Source organism: Streptomyces avicenniae (genome assembly GCF_000719135.1).
Classification (GTDB): Bacteria; Actinomycetota; Actinomycetes; order Streptomycetales; family Streptomycetaceae; genus Streptomyces; species Streptomyces avicenniae.
Window position 1 is genome coordinate 60,043 of the sequence record NZ_JOEK01000018.1, and the last position, 19,081, is coordinate 79,123.

Here is a 19,081-nt window from a genome sequence, read left to right on the forward strand (position 1 = left end):
CGGGTCGGGGCCTGGCGTCCGGGCGACCAGGGAGGTCCGGGAGCCGCTCCGGAGGTCCTTGGTGCCGACAACCGCTACTCTGCCGGGCCGGTGTTAACGACGCGTTGCCCAGCCGTGACACTTCGGGATCTCTTGTCCGGCACGCCCGCGACGCTCCGCGGTCACGGGGTCAGCGTTCGCCCGCGAGATAGGCCAGCAGGTCCTGCCTGCTGACCACGCCCGTCGGCCTGCCGTCCACCAGGACGACCGCCGCGTCCGCGCCGCGCAGCACCTGCATGAGGTCCGCGACGGGCTCCCCCGAGCCGACGTGCGGCAGCGGCGGGCTGAGGTGGGGCTCCAGCCGGTCGGTGAGCGCGGCACGCTGCGCGTACAGCGCGTCGAGCAGGTCACGCTCCACGACGGAACCGATGATCTCGGCGGCCATCACGTCCGGGTGACCGGCGCCCGGCTTGACGACGGGCATCTGCGAGACGCCGTACTCGCGCAGCACCTCGACGGCCTGGCCCACCGTCTCGTCCGGGTGCATGTGGACGAGCGAGGGCATGTCGCCCTCCTTGGCCCGCAGCACGTCCGCGACGCGCACGTTGGGCTCGCCGCCCTCCAGGAAGCCGTAGTCGGCCATCCACTCGTCGTTGAAGATCTTGCTCAGGTAGCCGCGCCCGCCGTCCGGGAGCAGGACGACGACCACGTCGTCTGGCCCGAGGCGGCGCGCGACCTCCAGGGCGCCGACGACCGCCATGCCGCAGGAGCCGCCGACGAGCAGCCCCTCCTCCCGGGCGAGCCGCCGCGTCATCCGGAAGGAGTCCTTGTCCGAGACGGCCACGATCTCGTCGGCGACCTTCCGGTCGTAGGCGTCCGGCCAGAAGTCCTCGCCGACCCCCTCGACGAGGTAAGGCCGCCCGCTCCCGCCGGAGTAGACCGACCCCTCCGGGTCGGCGCCGACGACCCTGACCCGGCCGTCGCTGACCTCCTTGAGGTAGCGGCCTGTTCCCGAGATGGTGCCGCCGGTGCCGACACCGGCGACGAAGTGCGTGATGCGCCCGTCCGTCTGCCGCCACAGCTCGGGACCTGTCGTCTCGTAGTGGGACAGCGGGTTGTTGGGGTTGCTGTACTGGTCCGGCTTCCAGGCACCGGGCGTCTCACGGACGAGACGGTCCGAGACGTTGTAGTACGAGTCCGGGTGCTCGGGATCGACGGCCGTGGGGCAGACGACGACCTCGGCGCCGTACGCGCGCATCACGTTGATCTTGTCCGTGGAGACCTTGTCAGGGCAGACGAAGATGCAGCGGTAGCCCTTGCGCTGGGCGACGATGGCGAGGCCGACCCCGGTGTTGCCGGAGGTGGGCTCCACGATGACGCCGCCGGGCCGCAGTTCACCCGACTCCTCCGCCGCCTCGATCATGCGCAGCGCGATGCGGTCCTTGACCGAGCCGCCGGGGTTGAAGTACTCGACCTTCGCCAGCACCGTCGCCTGGATGCCGGCGGTCACCGTGGTGAGCCTCACCAGCGGGGTGTTGCCGACAAGGTCGATCATCGACTCGTGATACTGCACCTGGGTATCTCCACGTCCGGGCCGCGGGGGCAGGTTCTTCCGCCCCACCGGCAGCAGCCTATTGCGTTGCGGGGTGCGCCGCGCTGGGCACCACACAGGTGAGGAGACCGGACGGGACGGACGGGAGGCGTGAGGCTTGCCATGTCGTCAAGGGCGCGGGTGGCTCGGAGGATCGCGACCGCGGCGGCGCTGGGCGGCGGCGGCATCGGCGTGCTGGGGGGCGCGGCGGTCGGGCTGCTGCTGACCCAGGCCCGCTCCGCGCGCCGCAGACTGAGCGGCGGCGCGGACGACCGCGAGCCGCCGGTGGCGGACGGGCTGTACGGCCTCGCGTTCGCCGCCGCGCCGGGATCGCCGTGGCGGCTGGCGCTGCTGGGCGACTCGACGGCCGCCGGACAAGGCGTGCGGCGCGCGGGGCAGACGCCGGGCGCACTGCTCGCGTCGGGGCTCGCTGCGGTCTCCGAGCGCCCCGTCGAGCTGCACAACGTCGCGCTGTCGGGCGCCCGTTCCTCCGATCTCGAACGCCAGGTGTCGCTGCTGCTGACCGAGCCGGGCCGCGCGCCCGTGCCGGACGTGTGCGTGCTGATGATCGGCGCGAACGACATCACGGGCCGTCTCTCGCCCGCCCGTTCGGTGAAGTACCTGTCGGAGGCGGTGGCGCGGCTGCGCACCGCGGGCTGCGAGGTCGTGGTGGGGACCTGCCCCGACCTGGGGTCCGTCGAGCCGGTGGCGCAGCCGCTGCGCTGGCTGGCGCGGCGGCTGTGCCGACAGCTCGCCGCCGCGCAGACGATCGCGGTGGTCGAGCTGGGCGGCAGGACGGTGTCCCTCGGGGCGCTGCTCGGGCCGGAGTTCGCGGCCCATCCGCGCGAGCTGTTCGGCCCCGACCGCTACCACCCGTCGGCCGAGGGCTACGCCACGGCGGCCATGGCCCTGCTGCCGACACTGTGCGACACGGTCGGGGTCTGGCCGCGCGAGGAGCAGCCGCCACCGCCGCGCCGTGAGCAGGTGCTGCCGGTCGCGAAGGCCGCGGCGCGGGCCGTGTCCGAGGGCGGCTCCGAGGTCAGCGCGGCGGGCGGCCCCCCGGAGGCCGGGGGGCGGCGCGCGCCGCGGGCCCTGCTGCGGCTGCGGCGCAGGCGGCGGCTCCCCGACGAGGAGCGGGACCCGGTCCCGGGGAGTGGGACGTGACAGCCGATCCTACCTGTGGGTAACTTCGGGGTACGGTCCGCGGCCCAGGCCGCGGCATCCCCCGAGAGAGGCCAGGGACATGCCCGAAGCAGTGATCGTCTCCGCCGCCCGCTCCCCGATCGGCCGCGCCGTCAAGGGGTCCCTCCGGGACCTGCGGCCGGACGACCTGACCGCCACGATCGTCCGGGCCGCCCTGGACGCGGTGCCGCAGCTCGACCCCGCCGACATCGACGACCTGCTGCTCGGCTGCGGCATGCCGGGCGGCGAGCAGGGGCACAACCTCGGCCGGGTCGTCGCCGTGCAGCTCGGCCTCGACGGCCTCCCGGCCTGCACCGTGACGCGCTACTGCGCCTCGTCCCTCCAGACGACCCGGATGGCCTTCCACGCGATCAAGGCGGGCGAGGGCGACGTCTTCGTCTCCGCAGGGGTGGAGATGGTCTCGCGGCAGCGGTTCGGCTCGTCCGACGGGCAGCCGGGCACCCGCAACCCGCTGTTCGCCGCCGCCGGAGAACGCACGGCCGCACGCGCCGAGCACGGCGGCGAGGGCTGGCACGACCCCCGCGAGGACGGCGAACTGCCCGACGTCTACACAGCGATGGGGCAGACGGCGGAGAACCTGGCGCGCCTCAAGGGCGTGACGCGCGAGGAGATGGACGCGTTCGGCGTCCGCTCGCAGAACCTCGCCGAGCAGGCGATCGCGGACGGCTTCTGGGCGCGCGAGATCACGCCCGTCACGACGCCGGACGGCACGGTGGTCGCCGCGGACGACGGCCCGAGGCCCGGCGTCACACTCGACGGCGTGCGCGGCCTGAAGCCCGTCTTCCGCCCCGACGGCCTGGTCACGGCGGGCAACTGCTGCCCGCTCAACGACGGGGCCGCCGCCCTCGTCGTGATGTCCGACACCAGGGCGCGCGAGCTGGGCGTCACGCCGCTCGCCAGGATCGTCGCCACGGGGGTGTCCGCGCTGTCGCCCGAGATCATGGGCCTCGGCCCGGTCGAGGCGAGCCGCCGGGCGCTGGCCCGCGCGGGGCTCGGCATCGGCGACATCGACCTGGTCGAGATCAACGAGGCGTTCGCCGCGCAGGTCATCCCGTCCTACCGCGAGCTGGGCGTGGACCCGGAGCGGCTGAACGTGAACGGCGGCGCGATCGCGGTCGGCCACCCGTTCGGCATGACGGGGGCGCGCATCACCACTACGCTGATCAACGCGCTGCGTTGGCACGACAAGCAGTTCGGTCTGGAGACCATGTGCGTCGGCGGCGGCCAGGGCATGGCCCTGGTGCTGGAGCGCCTGAGCTAGACGGGACCGGCGGGGGCCCCGGCACTCGGCGGGACGGGGGGAGGTGCGGTGACATCCGTCACCCGGTATATGCGGGCGATACCGAAGCGGCCCCGGGATGTGATGCACGCCGGATCCGGAGGGAAAAGTCCAGCTCACAGCGGTGCCCCACGGGCACGCCGGACCAAGGGCCTGTCCGGTGGATGACGTTTTGCACTGCACGCCGTGGCCTCGCCCCGGAAACCTGGGATAAGAAGTCAGGGACGAAAACACTGGGAGCGAGTCCGTGAGCGCCATATCCGTCATCCTGCTGGTGACCGCAGGCACCGCCGCCGCCCTGGGCGCGGGAGCCCTGATCACCGCGCGCGGGCTGCGTGCCGACCTGGCCGCGCTGCGCGCGGACCTCGCCGGACACCGCGTCCCCGGCGCGCGGCCCGTGCCGCCCGAGGAGATCCGCAGGGCGGTCGCGGCGGCGCTCGCGGACGAGCGGGACCGTGAGCTGGCCGAGGCCCGCGCCTACTGGGCCGAGCAGGACGCGTCCGAGCACGGTGTCGCGGGCGGCCTGCTCTCGGGCCGCGGCTTCGGACACGACGTGACGGACGCGGACGAGGAGCTGCTCGACGCGCTCCTGGAGCGCTATCTCCTCAGCGACTCGGGGCTCCCCGGCCCCGGCCGCGACGGGGCACCGCTCATTCCGCGCCAATCGACGGAGGCGCTGGACGACGACGGGCCCGCGGCGGAGCAGGAGACGCCCGACGGCGGCGACTCCCCCGAACTGGCCGCGGCCCGCCGCCGCCACCCCTCGCACCCGGGCTACACCCTGTCGGGCGAGCCGGTGGACCGCGCCGCCACCGCAGAGCGCGCCGCCAGGGACGAGCACCGGCGCACGGCCGAGCGGCTCACCCGGCTCGCGGAGGCGCGGACACCGCTGGCCGACGTACGCCCCGGGCCGCTCGGCACGCTGGACGTCTTCCTGTTCGCCGACGGCACCACGCTCTGCCTCTCCCCCAGCCACCACGAGGCCGCCGCGCGGCTGGCCGAGGCGGTACGGTCGGGTCGGCCGCCGGTCCTGATGGGCGGCTCGGGGGTGTCGGGGGCGTACGCGCTCACGTTCTCCTGCGGCGAGGACAGCGTCTACCTGCTGGCCGACCGCGTGGTCGCCTCGTCCTACCTCAACGAGCCCAACGAGTGAGCGAGTAGCCGCGCCGTGCCCGACCAGACCCCCCGCCCCTCGCCCGACGTGCTGGACGCCGCCGTGGACCGGATCGCCGACCGCGTGCGCCCGCTGCCGGAGAGCGCCCTGCGGCGCGGGGTCGCCGCGCGCGGGCTGACGCTGGCCCGTGAACTCTCCCGGCGCGCGCAGCTGCTGGAGCGGCCCGACGCGCCGCCGCGTGAGCTGCCCGACGACGGGATGTACGTCGTCGGCGACCAGATCGCCGTCGCGGGCCACGACCTGGCGTACGCCCTGCGTGCCGCGCCGCCAGGACCGGGGACGGACCGCGAGCTGGCGGCGGCGCTGGAGCTGCTGCGGACCTTCTAGAGGCCGCGCCCCGCCGAGGACGGCACGAGGGCCCCGGCGGGAAGTCTCCCGCCGGGGCCCTCGTGCCACACGTCACATGCGTTCCGCCGGGGTCAGTCACCCTGGAGGATGGCGATGATCCGCAGGAACTCCATGTAGATCCAGACCAGCGTGAGGGTCAGGCCGAACGCGGCCAGCCAGGACTCGCGCTCGGGGGCACCGTAGGCGATGCCGTCCTCGACCATCTTGAAGTCCAGGGCGAGGAAGCAGGCACCGAGGACGATGCCGATCAGGCCGAAGACGATGCCGAGACCGCCGTCACGCAGGCCGAGGCCGTTGCCGTCACCGATGAGGGCGACCACCAGGTTGACCATGGACAGCAGGACGAAGCCCACCGCCGCGGCCAGCACGAACTGGGTGAAGCGCTGCGTGACCCGGATGATGCGCTGCTTGTACATGAACAGCACACCGGCGAAGACCGCCATGGTGCCGATCACGGCCTGCATCGCGGCACCGGGCGCCGCCTGGTTGATCGCGGCGCTGATCGTGCCGAGGAAGACACCCTCGAACACGGCGTAGGCCAGGATCAGCGCGGGCGACGCCTCGCGCTTGAACGACTGCACCATGGCCAGGGCGAAGGCGACCAGTGCGGCCACGATGCCGACGGCGAGCGGCAGGTCGCCGATCCACGCGGCGGCGGCGGCCACGACGACGGTGCCCAGGGTGATGGCGGTACGCGAGACGACCGCGTCCATCGTCATCACACCGGCGCGCGGCGGCGCGGCGGGGGGCACGAGGCCGCCCGCGGGCCCGGTCTGCGGCTGGGCGTACGGGTTCGCGGGCTGGGCGGCGTACGGGTTGCCCGGCTGCGCGTAGGGGGTGTTCTGGCCGCCCGCGTAAGGATTCCCGGTCTGCGGCTGCGGTCCGGCGTTGAAGCCGGCGTAACCACCGTCCCGACTGAACCCCCGACGCGTGAGGACCGGGTTGCTACTCCTCATCTCACTCCTCCATGGCCGCACGGCACGGCCTTGACTACCAGAGTAATGCGTTAGCAAAGAACGCACGGTAGTGCACTCCTGGAAACGAGCGGAAGGGCGGTTGTGTTCCCGTCCGGACTCGATCCCGGGTTCCGGCCGGACCGTGGCCCCTGTCGGTGCCTGTCCGTGGAGGTCCTGTGCCCCCGGAGGGCGGCGGTACACGCGGTCCGACCGGCCGGGCGGGGCGTCCCGGCAGGACGGACCGTCGTACACCCGATGGGATGAGCGGGGTGGCCCCCTCCGGTCAGCGCACCTGGCCGAAGAACGCGCGGATGTCGCCGACGAGCAGGTCGGGGGCCTCCTGGGCGAGGAAGTGGCCGCCACGGTCGAGCTCGGTCCAGCGCACGACGTGGTGGTCGCGCTCGGCCCAGCGGCGGATCGTCACGTCGTGGACGGAGACCAGCACGCCGGTGGGGACCGTGCCACGCGCCGCGGACGCCCAGTCACCGGCGTCCGCGTCGGAGGCATCGGAGGCGTCGGCGCTCCAGGTGTCCGCGTCGGAGGCGTCCGCGCTCCAGTCGCCGGACGCGGCGTCGCTCCAGGCGGCGGCGGAGATCTCCTCGTAGTAGACCTGGGCAGCCGAGGCCGCCGTGCCGGTCAGCCAGTACAGCGACACCCCGGTCAGGATGCGGTCACGGTCCACGCTGTCCTCGGGCAGCCCGTCCTCCGGGTCGGTCAGCTCCTTGTACTTCTCCACGATCCAGGCCAGTTGGCCGACCGGGGAGTCGGTGAGGGCGTAGCCGACCGTCTGGGGGCGCTTGGAGTTGCACTGGAGGTAGCCGTCGTTGAAGTCCTGCATGGACTGCCAGCGGCGCTGTTCGGTCTCGGTGAGCCCGTCCGTCTCGCCCTCCGCGCCGACCGGGAACGTGATCAGGGCGTTGACGTGGACACCGATGACCTGGTCAGGGGCCTGCTTGCCCATCTCGGGGGCGACCCACGAGCCCGTGTCGTAGCCCTGGACGCCGTAGCGCGTGTAGCCGAGGCGGGCCATCAGGCCGGTGAGCACCCCGGCCATGCGCGCCGCGCCCATGCCGGGCCCGGCCAGCGGCGTCGAGAAGCCGAAGCCGGGGAGCGAGGGGATGACGAGGTGGAAGGCGTCGGCCGGGTCGCCGCCGTGCGCGCGGGGGTCGGACAGCGGGCCGATGACGTCGAGGAAGTCGGCCACCGAGCCCGGCCAGCCGTGCAGCAGCACGAGCGGCGTGGCGTCGGGCTCGGGGGACCGTACGTGGAGGAAGTGGATCTTCTGGCCGTCCACGGTGGTCGTGAACTGGGGGTGCTCGTTGAGCGCGGCCTCGTGCTTGCGCCAGTCGTAGCCGGTGCGCCAGTGCTCGGCCAGGTCCCGCAGGTACGCCTGGGGGACGCCGCGGCTCCAGCCGACGCCGGGCAGCTCGCCGGGCCAGCGGGTGGCGGCGAGGCGGGCGTGGAGATCGTCCAGGAGGTCCTGGGGGATGTCGATGCGGAAGGGCACGATGGCGGGTGTCGCGTTCGTCATGATCAGGAACGTAGGTCCCGGTGCGGCCAGGCCCGGTCCTAAGTCTCCGGCAGGCTGGGGGCATGATGCGCACCTCGGGACGACTGCTGAGACTGCTCACGTTGCTCCAGACCCACCGTGACCGGACGGGTGCCGAGCTGGCCGCGCACCTCGGCGTCAGCCGGAGGACCCTGCGGCGTGACGTGGAGCGGCTGCGCGAGCTGGGGTACCCGGTGCACGCCGCCCGGGGCGTCGCCGGGTACCGGCTCGGTGTGGGGACGAGGCTGCCCCCGCTGCTGCTGGACGACGACGAGGCCATCGCCGTCGCGATCGGGCTGCGCACGGGGGCGGGCGGCTCGGTCGCCGGGATCGAGGAGGTCTCGCTGCGGGCGCTGACCAAGCTGGAGCAGGTGCTGCCGTCCCGGCTGCGGCGCCGGGTGAACACCCTGCACACGGCCACCGTCCGGGCCGGGGAGGTCCCGGCCCCGCAGGTGTCGGCCGACACGCTCATGGCGGTCGCGGAGGCGTGCCGCGGGCACGAGCTGCTGCGCTTCGACTACGTGGCCCCCGGCCGCGGGCCCGCGGTGCGCTCGGTGGAGCCGCACAGCCTGGTCAGCTTCGGGCACCACTGGTACCTCGTCGCCTGGGACACCGACCGCGCCGACTGGCGGACCTTCCGCGTGGACCGGCTGACCCCGCGCATCCCGACAGGACCGCGGTTCAGCCCGCGTGACCTGCCCGACGGCGACGTGGCCGCGTATCTCGCCCGTCAACTGTCGTCACGGGTCTGGGCGTTCCAGGCCACCGTCACGCTGCACGAGTCCGCGGCGGCGGTCGCCGACCGTGTCTGGCCCGGCATGGGCGTCGTCGAGCCGGTCGATGACGGGAGCTGTCTGCTGCACCTGGGCGCCGACTCGCCCCGTGACCTCGCCTGGATGATCACCTCGGTCGATGCCGACTTCACGCTCACCCACGCCCCGCCGGAACTGGCCGACGCGCTGCGGGCCCAGGGCACCCGGTGCCTGAACGCCGTGCGCGGGACGTAGGGCACGGGCGTGCGGTCGGCCGCGGACCGTCCCGGGCCGGTGGCGTCGGCGCCACCGGGCCCCCACGGGACCCCCCACGGTGTGTCCCCCCTTGGGCGGCGGTGCGCCGGATTCGGCTGTTCACGCAGGTCACAGGCGTGAGCCAAGGGATGCCCGGAGCCGGACTTGAACCGGCACGGCCCGAAGGCCAGCGAGTTTTAAGCTCGCCGTGTCTGCATTCCACCATCCGGGCACAGATCCCAAGCCGTACCGGGCACGTGCGCGCCAGGGCCTGAGCCGAGCTTATCCGGCCGATTCGGCTGAACACCGGTGCCCCAGGCCGATGTTGTCTGATTTTATGAGCCCCTGATGGCTCATCAGACGGGCACCGGGCGGCCACGTGCCGTTTTGACTCCGTCACCCGGTTGACGGGTGGGACCAGGATTGACGCAAATCAACCCTCCGCATCCTCTCGGGCACGCAGGGGTGACGTACTCCTCAAGGATGATCCGGGGGCGCGGCATGTACCTCTGAAGAGGACAGAGAACAAGCACGATGACGGATCGCGCCGGGGGCGCCGCGTCCCCGAGGATGAAGGGCACCGTAGGTCCCCGTCCTCCCAGGAGCGTCACCGTGTCCTCGTATGCCACCGCCTCACCGGCCACCTCCACCGCGCCGGTGGCCGCACGCGCCATCGACCTGTCGAAGGTCTACGGCTCGGGCGAGACACAGGTCGTCGCGCTCGACCACGTGTCCGTCGAGTTCCGGCAGGCCGAGTTCACCGCGATCATGGGCCCCTCCGGCTCCGGCAAGTCCACGCTGATGCACTGCATGGCGGGGCTCGACTCGGTCTCAGGCGGCTCGGCCCGGATAGGCGAGACGGAGATCACCGGGCTGAAGGACAAGAAGCTGACCCAGCTGCGCCGGGACCGGATCGGCTTCATCTTCCAGGCGTTCAACCTCCTGCCGACGCTCAACGGCCTGGAGAACATCACGCTGCCGATGGACATAGCCGGCCGCAAGCCCGACAAGGAGTGGCTGGACCGCGTGATAGCCACCGTCGGGCTGTCCGACCGGCTGAAGCACCGCCCGGCCCAGCTGTCCGGCGGCCAGCAGCAGCGGGTGGCCGTGGCCCGCGCGCTGGCGAGCCGGCCGGACATCATCTTCGGCGACGAGCCCACCGGCAACCTCGACTCCCGCGCGGGGGCGGAGGTGCTCGGCTTCCTGCGGGAGTCCGTGCGTGAGCTGGGCCAGACCGTGGTGATGGTCACCCACGACCCGGTCGCCGCCTCGTTCTCCGACCGCGTCGTCTTCCTCGCCGACGGCCGCATCGTGGACGACATGCCCGACCCGACCGCCGAGACGGTCCTGGAGCACATGAAGCGGTACGACGCCAAGGGCCGCACGAGCTGACACCGCCGGGTCCGCCGGAACCGGCCCCCGCGCACACCACACGCCCGCCCGTCACCTGTCACCACTCCCCGGGAAGCAGCATGCTCAGAACCGCCCTGCGCAACGTGTTCGCGCACAAGGCGCGCTTGTTCATGACGACCCTCGCCGTCCTGCTCGGCGTCGCGTTCGTCGCGGGCACCCTCGTGCTCACCTCCACCATCTCCGAGGCGTTCCAGCGCAGCGCGGAGGACGGACTCGCCGACGTGGACGTGGCCGTCCGGCCCGACGACGACGGCGACGCCGCCGAGGGGACACCGGGCGGCGCCGCCGATCTGCCCCAGGACCTGCTCGACACCGTGTCCGGCCTGCCGGGCGTCGCCTCCGTCCGCGGCGGCGTGACCGGTTTCGCGGCGCTCGCCGACCCGGACGGCGACCTCGTCGGCGACGGCTGGGACACCACGGGCACCAACTACTACGCGGGCACGGACGGTTCAGGCACCGACACGCGCTACCCCATGGCCGAGGGCCGCGCCCCGGAGAGCGCGGGCGAGATAGCCATCGACGCGGAGACGGCGGAGCGCACCGGCTACGCCGTGGGCGACACCGCCCGCCTCTCCGTGGACGGCCCCGTGCGGGAGGAGACCATCACCGGCGTCTTCACCACGGACGACGGGGCCGTGGCGGCGGGGGGCTCGCTCGTCCTCTTCGACACCGCCACCGCCCAGGAGCTGTACACCGCCCCCGGCGAGTACACCGAGTTCGCGCTGACGGCGGAGGACGGCACCAGCCAGGAGTCCCTGCGCGGCGCCGTCGAGCCCCTGCTGCCCGCGGACGCCGAGGCCGTCACGGGTGAGGAGGCCGCGCAGGAGCAGGCCGACAGCATCGAGGCCGCCACCAGCGGCATGCGCACCGCGCTGCTCGGCTTCGCCGGCATCTCCCTGTTCGTCGGCGTCTTCATCATCGCCAACACCTTCACCATGCTGGTCTCCCAGCGCACGCGGGAGCTGGCCCTGCTGCGCGCGGTCGGCGCGAGCAGGCGGCAGGTGACGCGCTCGGTGCTGGCCGAGGCGTTCGCCGTGGGCACCGTCGCCGGTGTGGCCGGGTTCGCGGCGGGCGTCGGCATCGCGGCCGGGCTGCGTGGCCTGATGTCGGCGACCGGGGTCACGGTCCCCGACGGGCCGCTGGTCATCAACGGCGCCGCCGTCGCCGCGCCGCTGCTGGTCGGCATCGTCATCACCGTGCTGGCCGCCTGGCTGCCCGCGCGGCGTGCCGCGCGGATCCCCCCGGTGGCGGCGATGAACAGCGTGCACGCCGCGCCGACGACGCGCGGGCTCGTGGTGCGCAACACCATCGGCGCCCTGTTCGCCGCCGTCGGCGGCGTGCTCGTCCTGGCCGGGATCGGGGCGGACGACAGCGGCCTGACGATGGGTCTGGGCGCCGCGGTCCTCGTGATCGGCGTCTTCGTCCTCACGCCGCTGCTGTCCCGGCCGGTGATCGCGCTCACGACGCCGCTGATGCGCCCGTTCGGGATCTCGGGCAAGCTGGCCCGGCTCAACGCCGTGCGCAACCCGCGCCGGACCGCCGCCACGGCCTCCGCGCTCATGATCGGCCTCACCCTGATCACCGGCATGACGGTGATCGCCGACTCCCTCTCCAAGGGCATCGACCGGATGGCGGCCGAGTCGATGACGTCCGACTACGTCGTCTCGATGGCCAACTTCGCGCCTCTCGCCCCCGAGGTGGGCACGGCACTGGCCGAGCAGCCGGGGGTGACGGCCATCAGCGGTCTGCGCAACGCCCCCGTGCTCATCGCGGGCGACCCGGACGTCCAGAACCTCACCGGTGTGGACGGGGAGTCCATACCCGAGCTGGTCAGCGTCGATTTCACCGCCGGGTCCTTCGACGGCCTGTCGGGGGCGAACGTGGTGGTGGACGACGGCACGGCCGAGGACTTCGGCTGGGCCCTGGGCGACACCTTCGAGGTCTCCTACGAGGACGGCGCCTCGGAGAGCCTCACCGTCTCCGGCGTCTACGAGGGCAACCAGCTGATCAGCGGCATCATCCTCGACAGCGCCACGCTCGACCCGCACCTGGACCGCCCGCGGGACTTCCAGGTCATGCTGAGCACCGAGGGCGGGCCGAGCGACGCGGCGAAGGACCGGCTGGAGAGCGCCCTCGGCGACAACCCGGCGATCCTCGTCCAGGACCAGGACGACATCTCCGAGGACATCGCCTACGTCTTCACGCTGATGCTCACCATCCTCTACGCGCTGCTCGGGATGGCCGTCGTCGTCGCCGTGCTCGGTGTCATCAACACGCTGGCCATGTCGGTCTTCGAGCGGCGCCAGGAGATCGGCATGCTCCGCGCGATCGGTCTCGACCGGCGCTCCACCAAGCGCATGGTGCGTCTCGAGTCGGTGACCATCGCGCTGTTCGGCGGGGTGCTGGGGCTGTCGCTCGGGGTGTTCTTCGGCTGGGCGGTCGGCCGCATGATCGGGGACGCGATGCCGACCTACGAACTCGTGCTGCCGTGGGGGCGGATGGCCGTCTTCCTGGCGCTCGCCGGGATCGTGGGCGTCCTGGCGGCGCTGTGGCCCGCCCGGCGCGCCGCGCGGCTCAACATGCTGGAGGCCATCAAGGCCGACTGACGCGCCCCGGCGGGAGCCGGGACGGCACGCGGCCCGGACAGGGATCCCCTGTCCGGGCCGCGCCCGTGTCAGGCCGTCCGCTCGACCCAGGCGCGGGGCCGCAGCGGGAGGACGGACGCCCCGTCGGCCGGAGGGCGCACGGCGAGGACCTGGTTGACGCCGATCCGGCCGCGCTCGAAGGCGAGCGCCGAGGCGGCCATGTACAGCCGCCAGACGCGGGCCCGCCCGGCGCTGCTCAGCCGGACGGCCTCGCCCCAGCCCGCCTCCAGGTTCCGCACCCACTCGCGCAGCGTCAGGGCGTAGTGCTCGCGCAGGGACTCCAGGTCCCGCACCTCGAAGCCCGCCCGTTCCAGCAGCCCGACCGTCCTGCCGACCGGGGCGAGCTCGCCGTCGGGGAAGACGTAGGCGTCGATGAACGGGTCGATGCGGTAGGCGCTCTCGTCCTTCCAGGGGCGGCGGGCGATCTGGTGGTTGAGGAGCCGTCCGCCCTCGCGCAGCAGCCCGTACAGGCGGGTGGCGTACTCCTGGTAGCGCGCGGCGCCGACGTGTTCCGCCATGCCGATGGAGGAGATGGCGTCGAAGGGCCCGTCCGCCGTCTCGCGGTAGTCCTGGACGCGGATCTCGACGCGGTCCTCAAGACCCTCCTTGACGACGCGCTCCCGTGCGTAGGCGGCCTGCTCGGCGGAGAGGGTGATGCCGACGACGGTGACGCCGTACTCCCGCGCCGCGTGGATCGCCATCGAGCCCCAGCCGCAGCCGACGTCCAGGAGCCGCTGGCCCTCCCGGAGCGCCAGCTTCCGGCAGATGAGGTCGAGCTTGGCGGCCTGGGCCTCGGCCAGCGTGGTGTCCTGCGTGCCGAAGACGGCGCACGAGTAGACCATCGAAGGGCCGAGGACGAGTTCGTAGAAGTCGTTGCCCACGTCGTAGTGGTGGCTGATGGCGGAGCGGTCGCGGCGCAGGGAGTGGAGGGCCCCGCTGCGGCGCGGCATCTCCTCGGGCGGGGCCGGGAGCGGGACGGGGACGACGGGCCCGATGAGGGCGAGGAGGTCACGGGCGGTCGCGAGGCGGGCGGCGGGCGGGGCGTCAGGGCGGCGCATGGCCAGCGTGGTCAGGCGGTCGAGGGCCTCGTAGAGGTCGCCCTCGACGTCCAACTCCCCGGCGACCCAGGCGCGGGCGAGCCCCAGCTCCCCCGGCCGGTAGAGGAGGCGGCGCAGGGCCCTGCGGTGCCGTACGACCAGTACCGGCCCTTCGGTGTCGGGCGGCCCGGCCTCGCTGCCGTCCCAGGCGCGCAGACGGACGGGCGACGGCCCGCCGAGTACCTGTTCGATGAGTGCGGCCAGCCGTTGGGCAGCGGGCATACGGACACACCTCCATAAAAGGGAACAGTCTGATTCTGTTCAGCCCGAGGAGTCAGGCGATCCAGAAACGCCCGGAGAGGCAGGTGCATTCCGCAGGTATTAACGCCCGAGGCGTAACGAAACGGCGCAAAAGGTGGCACAGGTATCGCGTAAAAAGTTGGAAAAGGGACACCGCCCGCCGGGGCACCGGCATGACGGAGGGGGCGGACGGCTCGTGCCGTCCGCCCCCTCCGGGGTCCTGCCCGCGTGCCCGCCGGGGCGGTGTGACGCCGGGTCAGCCCGCCTTGACGGTGGGCTTGGCGTCGGCGTTCGCCGGGGCGGCGGGGCGCTTCCGCTCGGCGGCTGCGGCCGTCACCGGCGCCGCGGCCTCGTAGAACTCCTCCCGCGGGCGCTCCATCGCCCCGAGGGAGACGACCTCGCGCTTGAGGAAGAGGCCGAGGGTCCAGTCCGCGAAGACCCGGATCTTGCGGTTCCAGGTCGGGACGGCCAGCCCGTGGTAGCCACGGTGCATGTACCAGCCGAGCCGTCCGCGGAACCGGAAGGTCAGCTTGCCGAGCTTGATCGCGGCGACGCCCTTGTGCAGGCCGAGACCGGCGACCGCGCCCATGCTCGCGTGCTTGTACTCCTTCTGCGGGAAGCCGCGCAGCCCGGAGATGACGTTGTCGCCGAGGACCTTGGCCTGCCGCAGCGCGTGCTGGGCGTTCGGCGGGCACCAGGCGTTCTCGACACCGGCGGCGCGGGCCGCGAGGTCGGGGACCTGCGCGTTGTCACCGGCCGACCAGATGTGGCCGACGCCCTTGACCTGGAGGGTCGGCTCGGTGTCCACGTGACCGCGCGGGCCGAGCGGCAGGCCGTAGCGGGCGAGCACCGGGTTCGGCTTGACGCCCGCCGTCCACACGATGGTGTCCGAGTCGGCGGTGACGCCGTTGCTCAGCTCGACGTGGCCGTCCACGCAGGAGGTGAGCGACGTCCCCAGGTGGATCTCGATGCCGCGCGCCGCGAGGTGTTCGCGGCCCCACTCGCCGAGCTTCGGGCCGACCTCGGGGAGGATCTTGTCGGCGACGTCCACGAGGAGGAAGCGCATGTCCTCACGGCTGATGCCGGGGTAGTACCTGGCGGCGTCGCGCGCCATGTCCTCGACCTCGCCGATGGTCTCCGCACCGGCGAAGCCGCCGCCGACGAAGACGAACGTCAGCGCCTTGCGGCGGATCTCGGGGTCGGTGGTGGAGTCGGCCTTGTCGAACTGCTCCAGGACGTGGTTGCGCAGGCCGATGGCCTCCTCCACGCCCTTCATGCCGATCCCCTGCTCCGCGAGCCCGGGGATGGGGAACGTACGGGAGACCGCGCCGAGCGCGACCACCAGGTAGTCGAACGGGATCTCGTACGGCCGGCCGACGAGCGGCGCCACGGAGGCGACCTTGCGGTCCTGGTCGATGGAGGTGACACGGCCGGTGAGGACCTCGGCCTTGGGGAGCACTCGGCGCAGCGGCACCACGACGTGACGCGGGGAGATGCTTCCGGCAGCCGCTTCGGGGAGGAAAGGCTGGTAGGTCATGTAGGAACGCGGATCGACGACGGTGACGGTCGCCTCGCCGTACCGCATCTTCTTCAAGATCCGGCGGGCTGCGTACAGACCGACGTACCCGCCGCCTACGACGAGAATTCGGGGACGCTCCGTGGTGCTCATGCCATCGAGTATCCACCCGCACCGGGGGGGTAGCTCGTGAGGGGCTTCACAAGCATGGCGGGCCGTTCTGCTACACTGCGCCCCTTTTTCCTCCCGTCGCCTCCGCCGGACGGGGGCGCGCGGCAGGTCCCGGGCCGGACGCGCGACCGCGCGGGGACGAACGTCGCAGTTCGCACGCGGTCCGACCCGTGCGCCACGACCCCGGCGGCGCCTCCGCCCGGGGGCGCACGGCGGGGCGGCGGACGGACGGAACAGGCCCGCCGGGCACCGCTTTCCGGCCGGTCGGGGCCGCCCACGGCCCGTTCACCACCCCTGCGGGGGCCATCCCATGTGAAAAACTTCACGAACCTTTTCGCGTGGCGGATCCCGGGCGCGTCGCGGGCGGTTCGTCCGGGGATGTACGGGGCCGCTCCCGGCCTCGCACGCCGGGCCTCGCACGCAACGGCGTACCGGTCGCCGCGATCGTGCCGATCGCCGACCTCGAAGCACGGGAGGACGCGGCCGACGTGATGCTGGCCCGCGAGGCGGAGGCGGTGCTGGCCGACGGCGGACCCACCGTCTCGACGGCCGAGCTGCTGGCGGACCTGTTCGGCGAGCGCGGTGAAGGCGCCGTATGACTGCGGCAGATCCGGGCCAGCGGCCGACCCGAAGCCATGCGCACCCTGATCGCGCCGGGCGACCGGCGGAACGTCCGCCGCACCCCGTAGCGCCCCCGGCGAACTCGCGCCGGAGACGCCGCCGTTGCCCGGCGCCGCGGCTCAGTGCGCCGCCGCGCGCTCCGCCACCCCGTAGGCGATGCCGTCCAGGATGTCGTGTTCGCTGACCACGACCTCGGCGGCCCCGGCGCGCTCCATGACGCGGCGCAGGATCAGCGCGCCCGCGCCGATGACGTCCACACGGCCCGGGTGCATGACGGGGATCGCGGCGCGCTCGGCGTGGGTCGCGGCGAGCAGCCGGTCGGTGGTCTCCCTGACCTGCTCGACGCCGATGCGCGCGTGGTGGATGGCGCCCGGGTCGTACGCGGGGAGGCCCAGCGCGATCGCGGCGACGGTGGTGACCGACCCCGCGAGGCCGACCAGCGTGCCCGCCTCGGCGAGCGGCACGCGCTCGCCCGCCAGGTCGAGCGCGGCGTCGATGTCGGCCGTCATGGCGGCGATCTGGGCGGCGGTCGGCGGGTTGGTGACGACGCCGCCGTCACCGGTGAGGTGCCGTTCGGTGAGCCGGACGCAGCCGATGTCCACGCTGCGCGCGGCCCGTACCGCGCCCGTGCCGAGCACGAACTCCGTCGAGCCGCCGCCGATGTCCGTCACGAGGTAGCTGTCGCCGGGGAGTTCACGGGTGGCGCCGGTGAACGACAGGGCGGCCTCCTCGTCGCCCGTGACGACCTCGGGCGTGACGCCGAGGATGTCGCGGACGCCGCGCGTGAAGTCGTCGCGGTTCTCGGCGTCCCGCGTCGCCGAGGTGGCGACGAAGCGGACGCGGGCGGGCGGCACGCCGTGCGCGCGGATCGCGTCGGCGTACGCGCGGCACGCGGTGAACGTCCGCTCCAGCGCCTGCGGCGCGAGCCGCCCGGTGCGGTCCACGCCCTGGCCGAGGCGGACGATCTCCATGCGCCGGTCGAGGTCGGTGAGGAGCCCGGTGTCCCGGTCGGTGCGGGCGACGAGGAGCCGGATCGAGTTGGTGCCGCAGTCGATGGCGGCGACGGTCGTCATGCGGAGAGGTCCTTTCCCGCGGCCGTGGCCGCCGTGCCGTCGGTGGCCGCGTCGGTGGCCGCCGTCCCGCGCGGGACGCACGGCCCCTTCGCCCACCAGTCGGGGAGCATCGCCAGCGCCTCGTCCCCGAGCGGGTTGACGCCGGGCCCGGCCGCCAGGGAGTGCGCGACCAGGACGTGCAGGCACTTGACCCGGTCGGGCATGCCCCCGGCGCTCGGGAAGCCGGCCAGGACCTCGATGGCGTCGCGGCGGGCGAGGTAGTCCTCGTGGGCCGCCCGGTAGGCGGCGGCGAGTTCCGGGTCGTCGGCGAGCCGGGCCGTCATGTCCTTCATCACGCCGTTCGCCTCCAGCGTGCCGATGGCGGACGCGGCGCGGGGGCACGTCAGGTAGTACGTGGTCGGGAAGGGGGTGCCGTCGGGCAGCCGGGGGGCGGTCTCGACGACGTCGGGGTTGCCGCACGGGCAGCGGTGGGCGACGCCCCGCAGCCCGCGCGGCGGGCGGTCGAGCTGGGCCTGCACGACGGCGGCGTCGTCGGGGGCGGGGGGTGTCGTCTCCACGGGGAAATCTCCGGTACGGCTCATCGCGGGCGGGGCAGGGACCCGCTGCCGCGCGCGCCGCGCACGGCGGTCACTGCGGCGTTCCCGCGCCGTCGGCGCGGTCGAGTCCTTCCCACATCTTCTCGTGCCACGGCCGGTCCCCTGCGGCGCCCCTGTTCTCCAGGCGCTCGTCGCCCTCGGCGTCCCCGTCGCCCTCGGCGCCGCCGTCGGGCTCCGGCACGATGTAGCCGATCTCGCCCGGCAGGACGTACAGGAGCCGTTCCCTGGCCTGCCGTTGGACGTACGCGTCGTCCTGCCAGCGTGCCTTCTCGTCCCGCAGCTCGGCGACGCGGTCGCGCGCCTCCTCGGCCTGGCGGCGCTGGTCGGCGATCTCGGAACGCTGCTGGATGTACTGCCGCAGCGGGTACGCGAGCGCGACGACGAGGGAGCAGATCACCAGCGCGAGGACGGCCGCGCGGCCGGTGAGGCGTACGCGCCGGGGCCGGGGGGTCAGTCGGCGGGTCTGCGCCTGGTACACGCGGGCGGCGGCCTGTTCGCCGAACGCCCGCAGTCTGGTGGCGGTGGAGAACCGGTCCCGCTCCGCGGCCACATCGCCTCCCGTCCCGGCCCTGCCGTGTCGCCGTCTCGTCCGTGCACCCGTCCCCGCCACCGTACGGGACGGA

General features: G+C 73.4%; 16 protein-coding genes and 1 tRNA gene. 8 read left to right on the forward strand and 9 right to left on the reverse strand.

Going from position 1 to position 19,081, the window contains the following annotated elements; genetic code table 11:
- Positions 1 to 169: 169 nt before the first annotated feature.
- Positions 170 to 1,552, reverse strand: a complete 1,383-nt coding sequence (locus tag IF27_RS26945) for a cystathionine beta-synthase (RefSeq protein WP_052852451.1) — start codon at positions 1,550 to 1,552, stop codon at positions 170 to 172.
- A gap of 141 nt (positions 1,553 to 1,693) precedes the next feature.
- Between IF27_RS26945 and IF27_RS26950 the strand changes: the two genes are divergently transcribed.
- The 4 genes from IF27_RS26950 to IF27_RS26965 all read left to right on the forward strand — a co-directional run bounded on the left by IF27_RS26950 (position 1,694) and on the right by IF27_RS26965 (position 5,553).
- Positions 1,694 to 2,734, forward strand: a complete 1,041-nt coding sequence (locus tag IF27_RS26950; RefSeq protein ID WP_110946283.1) for an SGNH/GDSL hydrolase family protein — start codon at positions 1,694 to 1,696, stop codon at positions 2,732 to 2,734.
- 79 nt (positions 2,735 to 2,813) lie between these two features.
- Positions 2,814 to 4,034, forward strand: coding sequence for an acetyl-CoA C-acetyltransferase (locus IF27_RS26955; RefSeq protein WP_052852453.1), 1,221 nt, complete (start codon positions 2,814 to 2,816; stop codon positions 4,032 to 4,034).
- A 265-nt stretch (positions 4,035 to 4,299) separates the two neighbouring features.
- Positions 4,300 to 5,205 carry a hypothetical protein gene (locus tag IF27_RS26960; protein ID WP_052852454.1) on the forward strand — a complete coding sequence of 302 codons (906 nt, stop codon included), beginning with the start codon at positions 4,300 to 4,302 and terminating at the stop codon, positions 5,203 to 5,205.
- Between the two features lie 15 nt (positions 5,206 to 5,220).
- Entirely contained in the window at positions 5,221 to 5,553 is a 333-nt protein-coding gene (locus tag IF27_RS26965; RefSeq protein WP_052852455.1) for a hypothetical protein, read from the forward strand.
- Between the two features lie 92 nt (positions 5,554 to 5,645).
- Here the strand turns inward: IF27_RS26965 and IF27_RS26970 are convergent, their stop codons facing one another.
- Positions 5,646 to 6,530, reverse strand: coding sequence for a Bax inhibitor-1/YccA family protein (locus IF27_RS26970; RefSeq protein ID WP_052852456.1), 885 nt, complete (start codon positions 6,528 to 6,530; stop codon positions 5,646 to 5,648).
- 283 nt (positions 6,531 to 6,813) lie between these two features.
- Complete coding sequence (locus IF27_RS26975; RefSeq protein ID WP_052852457.1) at positions 6,814 to 8,061, reverse strand: epoxide hydrolase family protein; 1,248 nt, start codon at positions 8,059 to 8,061, stop codon at positions 6,814 to 6,816.
- Positions 8,062 to 8,123: 62 nt separating this feature from the next.
- Between IF27_RS26975 and IF27_RS26980 the strand changes: the two genes are divergently transcribed.
- Positions 8,124 to 9,086, forward strand: a complete 963-nt coding sequence (locus IF27_RS26980) for a helix-turn-helix transcriptional regulator (RefSeq protein ID WP_052852458.1) — start codon at positions 8,124 to 8,126, stop codon at positions 9,084 to 9,086.
- Positions 9,087 to 9,236: 150 nt separating this feature from the next.
- On the opposite strand, the gene IF27_RS26985 is transcribed toward IF27_RS26980, so the two are convergent.
- Positions 9,237 to 9,318: transfer RNA gene (locus IF27_RS26985), tRNA-Leu, on the reverse strand.
- 380 nt (positions 9,319 to 9,698) lie between these two features.
- Between IF27_RS26985 and IF27_RS26990 the strand changes: the two genes are divergently transcribed.
- Positions 9,699 to 10,478: an ABC transporter ATP-binding protein gene (locus tag IF27_RS26990; RefSeq protein ID WP_223291232.1), complete on the forward strand. Its 780-nt coding sequence runs from the start codon at positions 9,699 to 9,701 to the stop codon at positions 10,476 to 10,478.
- Positions 10,479 to 10,558: 80 nt separating this feature from the next.
- Complete coding sequence (locus IF27_RS26995; protein ID WP_052852460.1) at positions 10,559 to 13,105, forward strand: ABC transporter permease; 2,547 nt, start codon at positions 10,559 to 10,561, stop codon at positions 13,103 to 13,105.
- A gap of 68 nt (positions 13,106 to 13,173) precedes the next feature.
- Here IF27_RS26995 and IF27_RS27000 read toward each other — a convergent pair whose 3' ends face one another.
- On the reverse strand, positions 13,174 to 14,463 hold the full coding sequence (locus IF27_RS27000) for an SAM-dependent methyltransferase (RefSeq protein ID WP_052852461.1): 1,290 nt from the start codon (positions 14,461 to 14,463) through the stop codon (positions 13,174 to 13,176).
- Positions 14,464 to 14,737: 274 nt separating this feature from the next.
- Positions 14,738 to 16,150 (reverse strand): NAD(P)/FAD-dependent oxidoreductase, encoded by a 1,413-nt coding sequence (locus tag IF27_RS27005; protein ID WP_110946284.1) that lies wholly within the window; start codon positions 16,148 to 16,150, stop codon positions 14,738 to 14,740.
- Between the two features lie 356 nt (positions 16,151 to 16,506).
- Between IF27_RS27005 and IF27_RS27010 the strand changes: the two genes are divergently transcribed.
- Entirely contained in the window at positions 16,507 to 16,767 is a 261-nt protein-coding gene (locus IF27_RS27010; RefSeq protein WP_052852463.1) for a hypothetical protein, read from the forward strand.
- A 141-nt stretch (positions 16,768 to 16,908) separates the two neighbouring features.
- Here IF27_RS27010 and IF27_RS27015 read toward each other — a convergent pair whose 3' ends face one another.
- Genes IF27_RS27015 through IF27_RS27025 form a run of 3 tightly spaced genes read right to left on the reverse strand, consistent with a single transcriptional unit; the run spans position 16,909 to position 19,008 of the window.
- A complete protein-coding gene (locus IF27_RS27015) occupies positions 16,909 to 17,862 on the reverse strand; it encodes a Ppx/GppA phosphatase family protein (RefSeq protein WP_052852464.1) in 954 nt (317 codons plus the stop codon).
- Positions 17,859 to 18,443 carry a DUF501 domain-containing protein gene (locus IF27_RS27020; RefSeq protein WP_052852465.1) on the reverse strand — a complete coding sequence of 195 codons (585 nt, stop codon included), beginning with the start codon at positions 18,441 to 18,443 and terminating at the stop codon, positions 17,859 to 17,861. The genes IF27_RS27015 and IF27_RS27020 overlap by 4 nt, the downstream gene beginning before the upstream one ends.
- A 46-nt stretch (positions 18,444 to 18,489) precedes the next feature.
- On the reverse strand, positions 18,490 to 19,008 hold the full coding sequence (locus IF27_RS27025; protein WP_052852466.1) for an FtsB family cell division protein: 519 nt from the start codon (positions 19,006 to 19,008) through the stop codon (positions 18,490 to 18,492).
- Between the last annotated feature and the right edge of the window lie 73 nt (positions 19,009 to 19,081).

Coding starts and splice junctions, on each gene's coding strand:
- IF27_RS26950 (WP_110946283.1), top strand. CDS start 1,694: ATGTCGTCAAGGGCGCGGGTGGCTCGGAGGATCGCGACCGCGGCGGCG.
- IF27_RS26955 (WP_052852453.1), top strand. CDS start 2,814: ATGCCCGAAGCAGTGATCGTCTCCGCCGCCCGCTCCCCGATCGGCCGC.
- IF27_RS26970 (WP_052852456.1), bottom strand. CDS start 6,530: ATGAGGAGTAGCAACCCGGTCCTCACGCGTCGGGGGTTCAGTCGGGAC.
- IF27_RS26975 (WP_052852457.1), bottom strand. CDS start 8,061: ATGACGAACGCGACACCCGCCATCGTGCCCTTCCGCATCGACATCCCC.
- IF27_RS26980 (WP_052852458.1), top strand. CDS start 8,124: ATGATGCGCACCTCGGGACGACTGCTGAGACTGCTCACGTTGCTCCAG.
- IF27_RS26995 (WP_052852460.1), top strand. CDS start 10,559: ATGCTCAGAACCGCCCTGCGCAACGTGTTCGCGCACAAGGCGCGCTTG.
- IF27_RS27000 (WP_052852461.1), bottom strand. CDS start 14,463: ATGCCCGCTGCCCAACGGCTGGCCGCACTCATCGAACAGGTACTCGGC.
- IF27_RS27005 (WP_110946284.1), bottom strand. CDS start 16,150: ATGAGCACCACGGAGCGTCCCCGAATTCTCGTCGTAGGCGGCGGGTAC.
- IF27_RS27015 (WP_052852464.1), bottom strand. CDS start 17,862: ATGACGACCGTCGCCGCCATCGACTGCGGCACCAACTCGATCCGGCTC.
- IF27_RS27020 (WP_052852465.1), bottom strand. CDS start 18,443: ATGAGCCGTACCGGAGATTTCCCCGTGGAGACGACACCCCCCGCCCCC.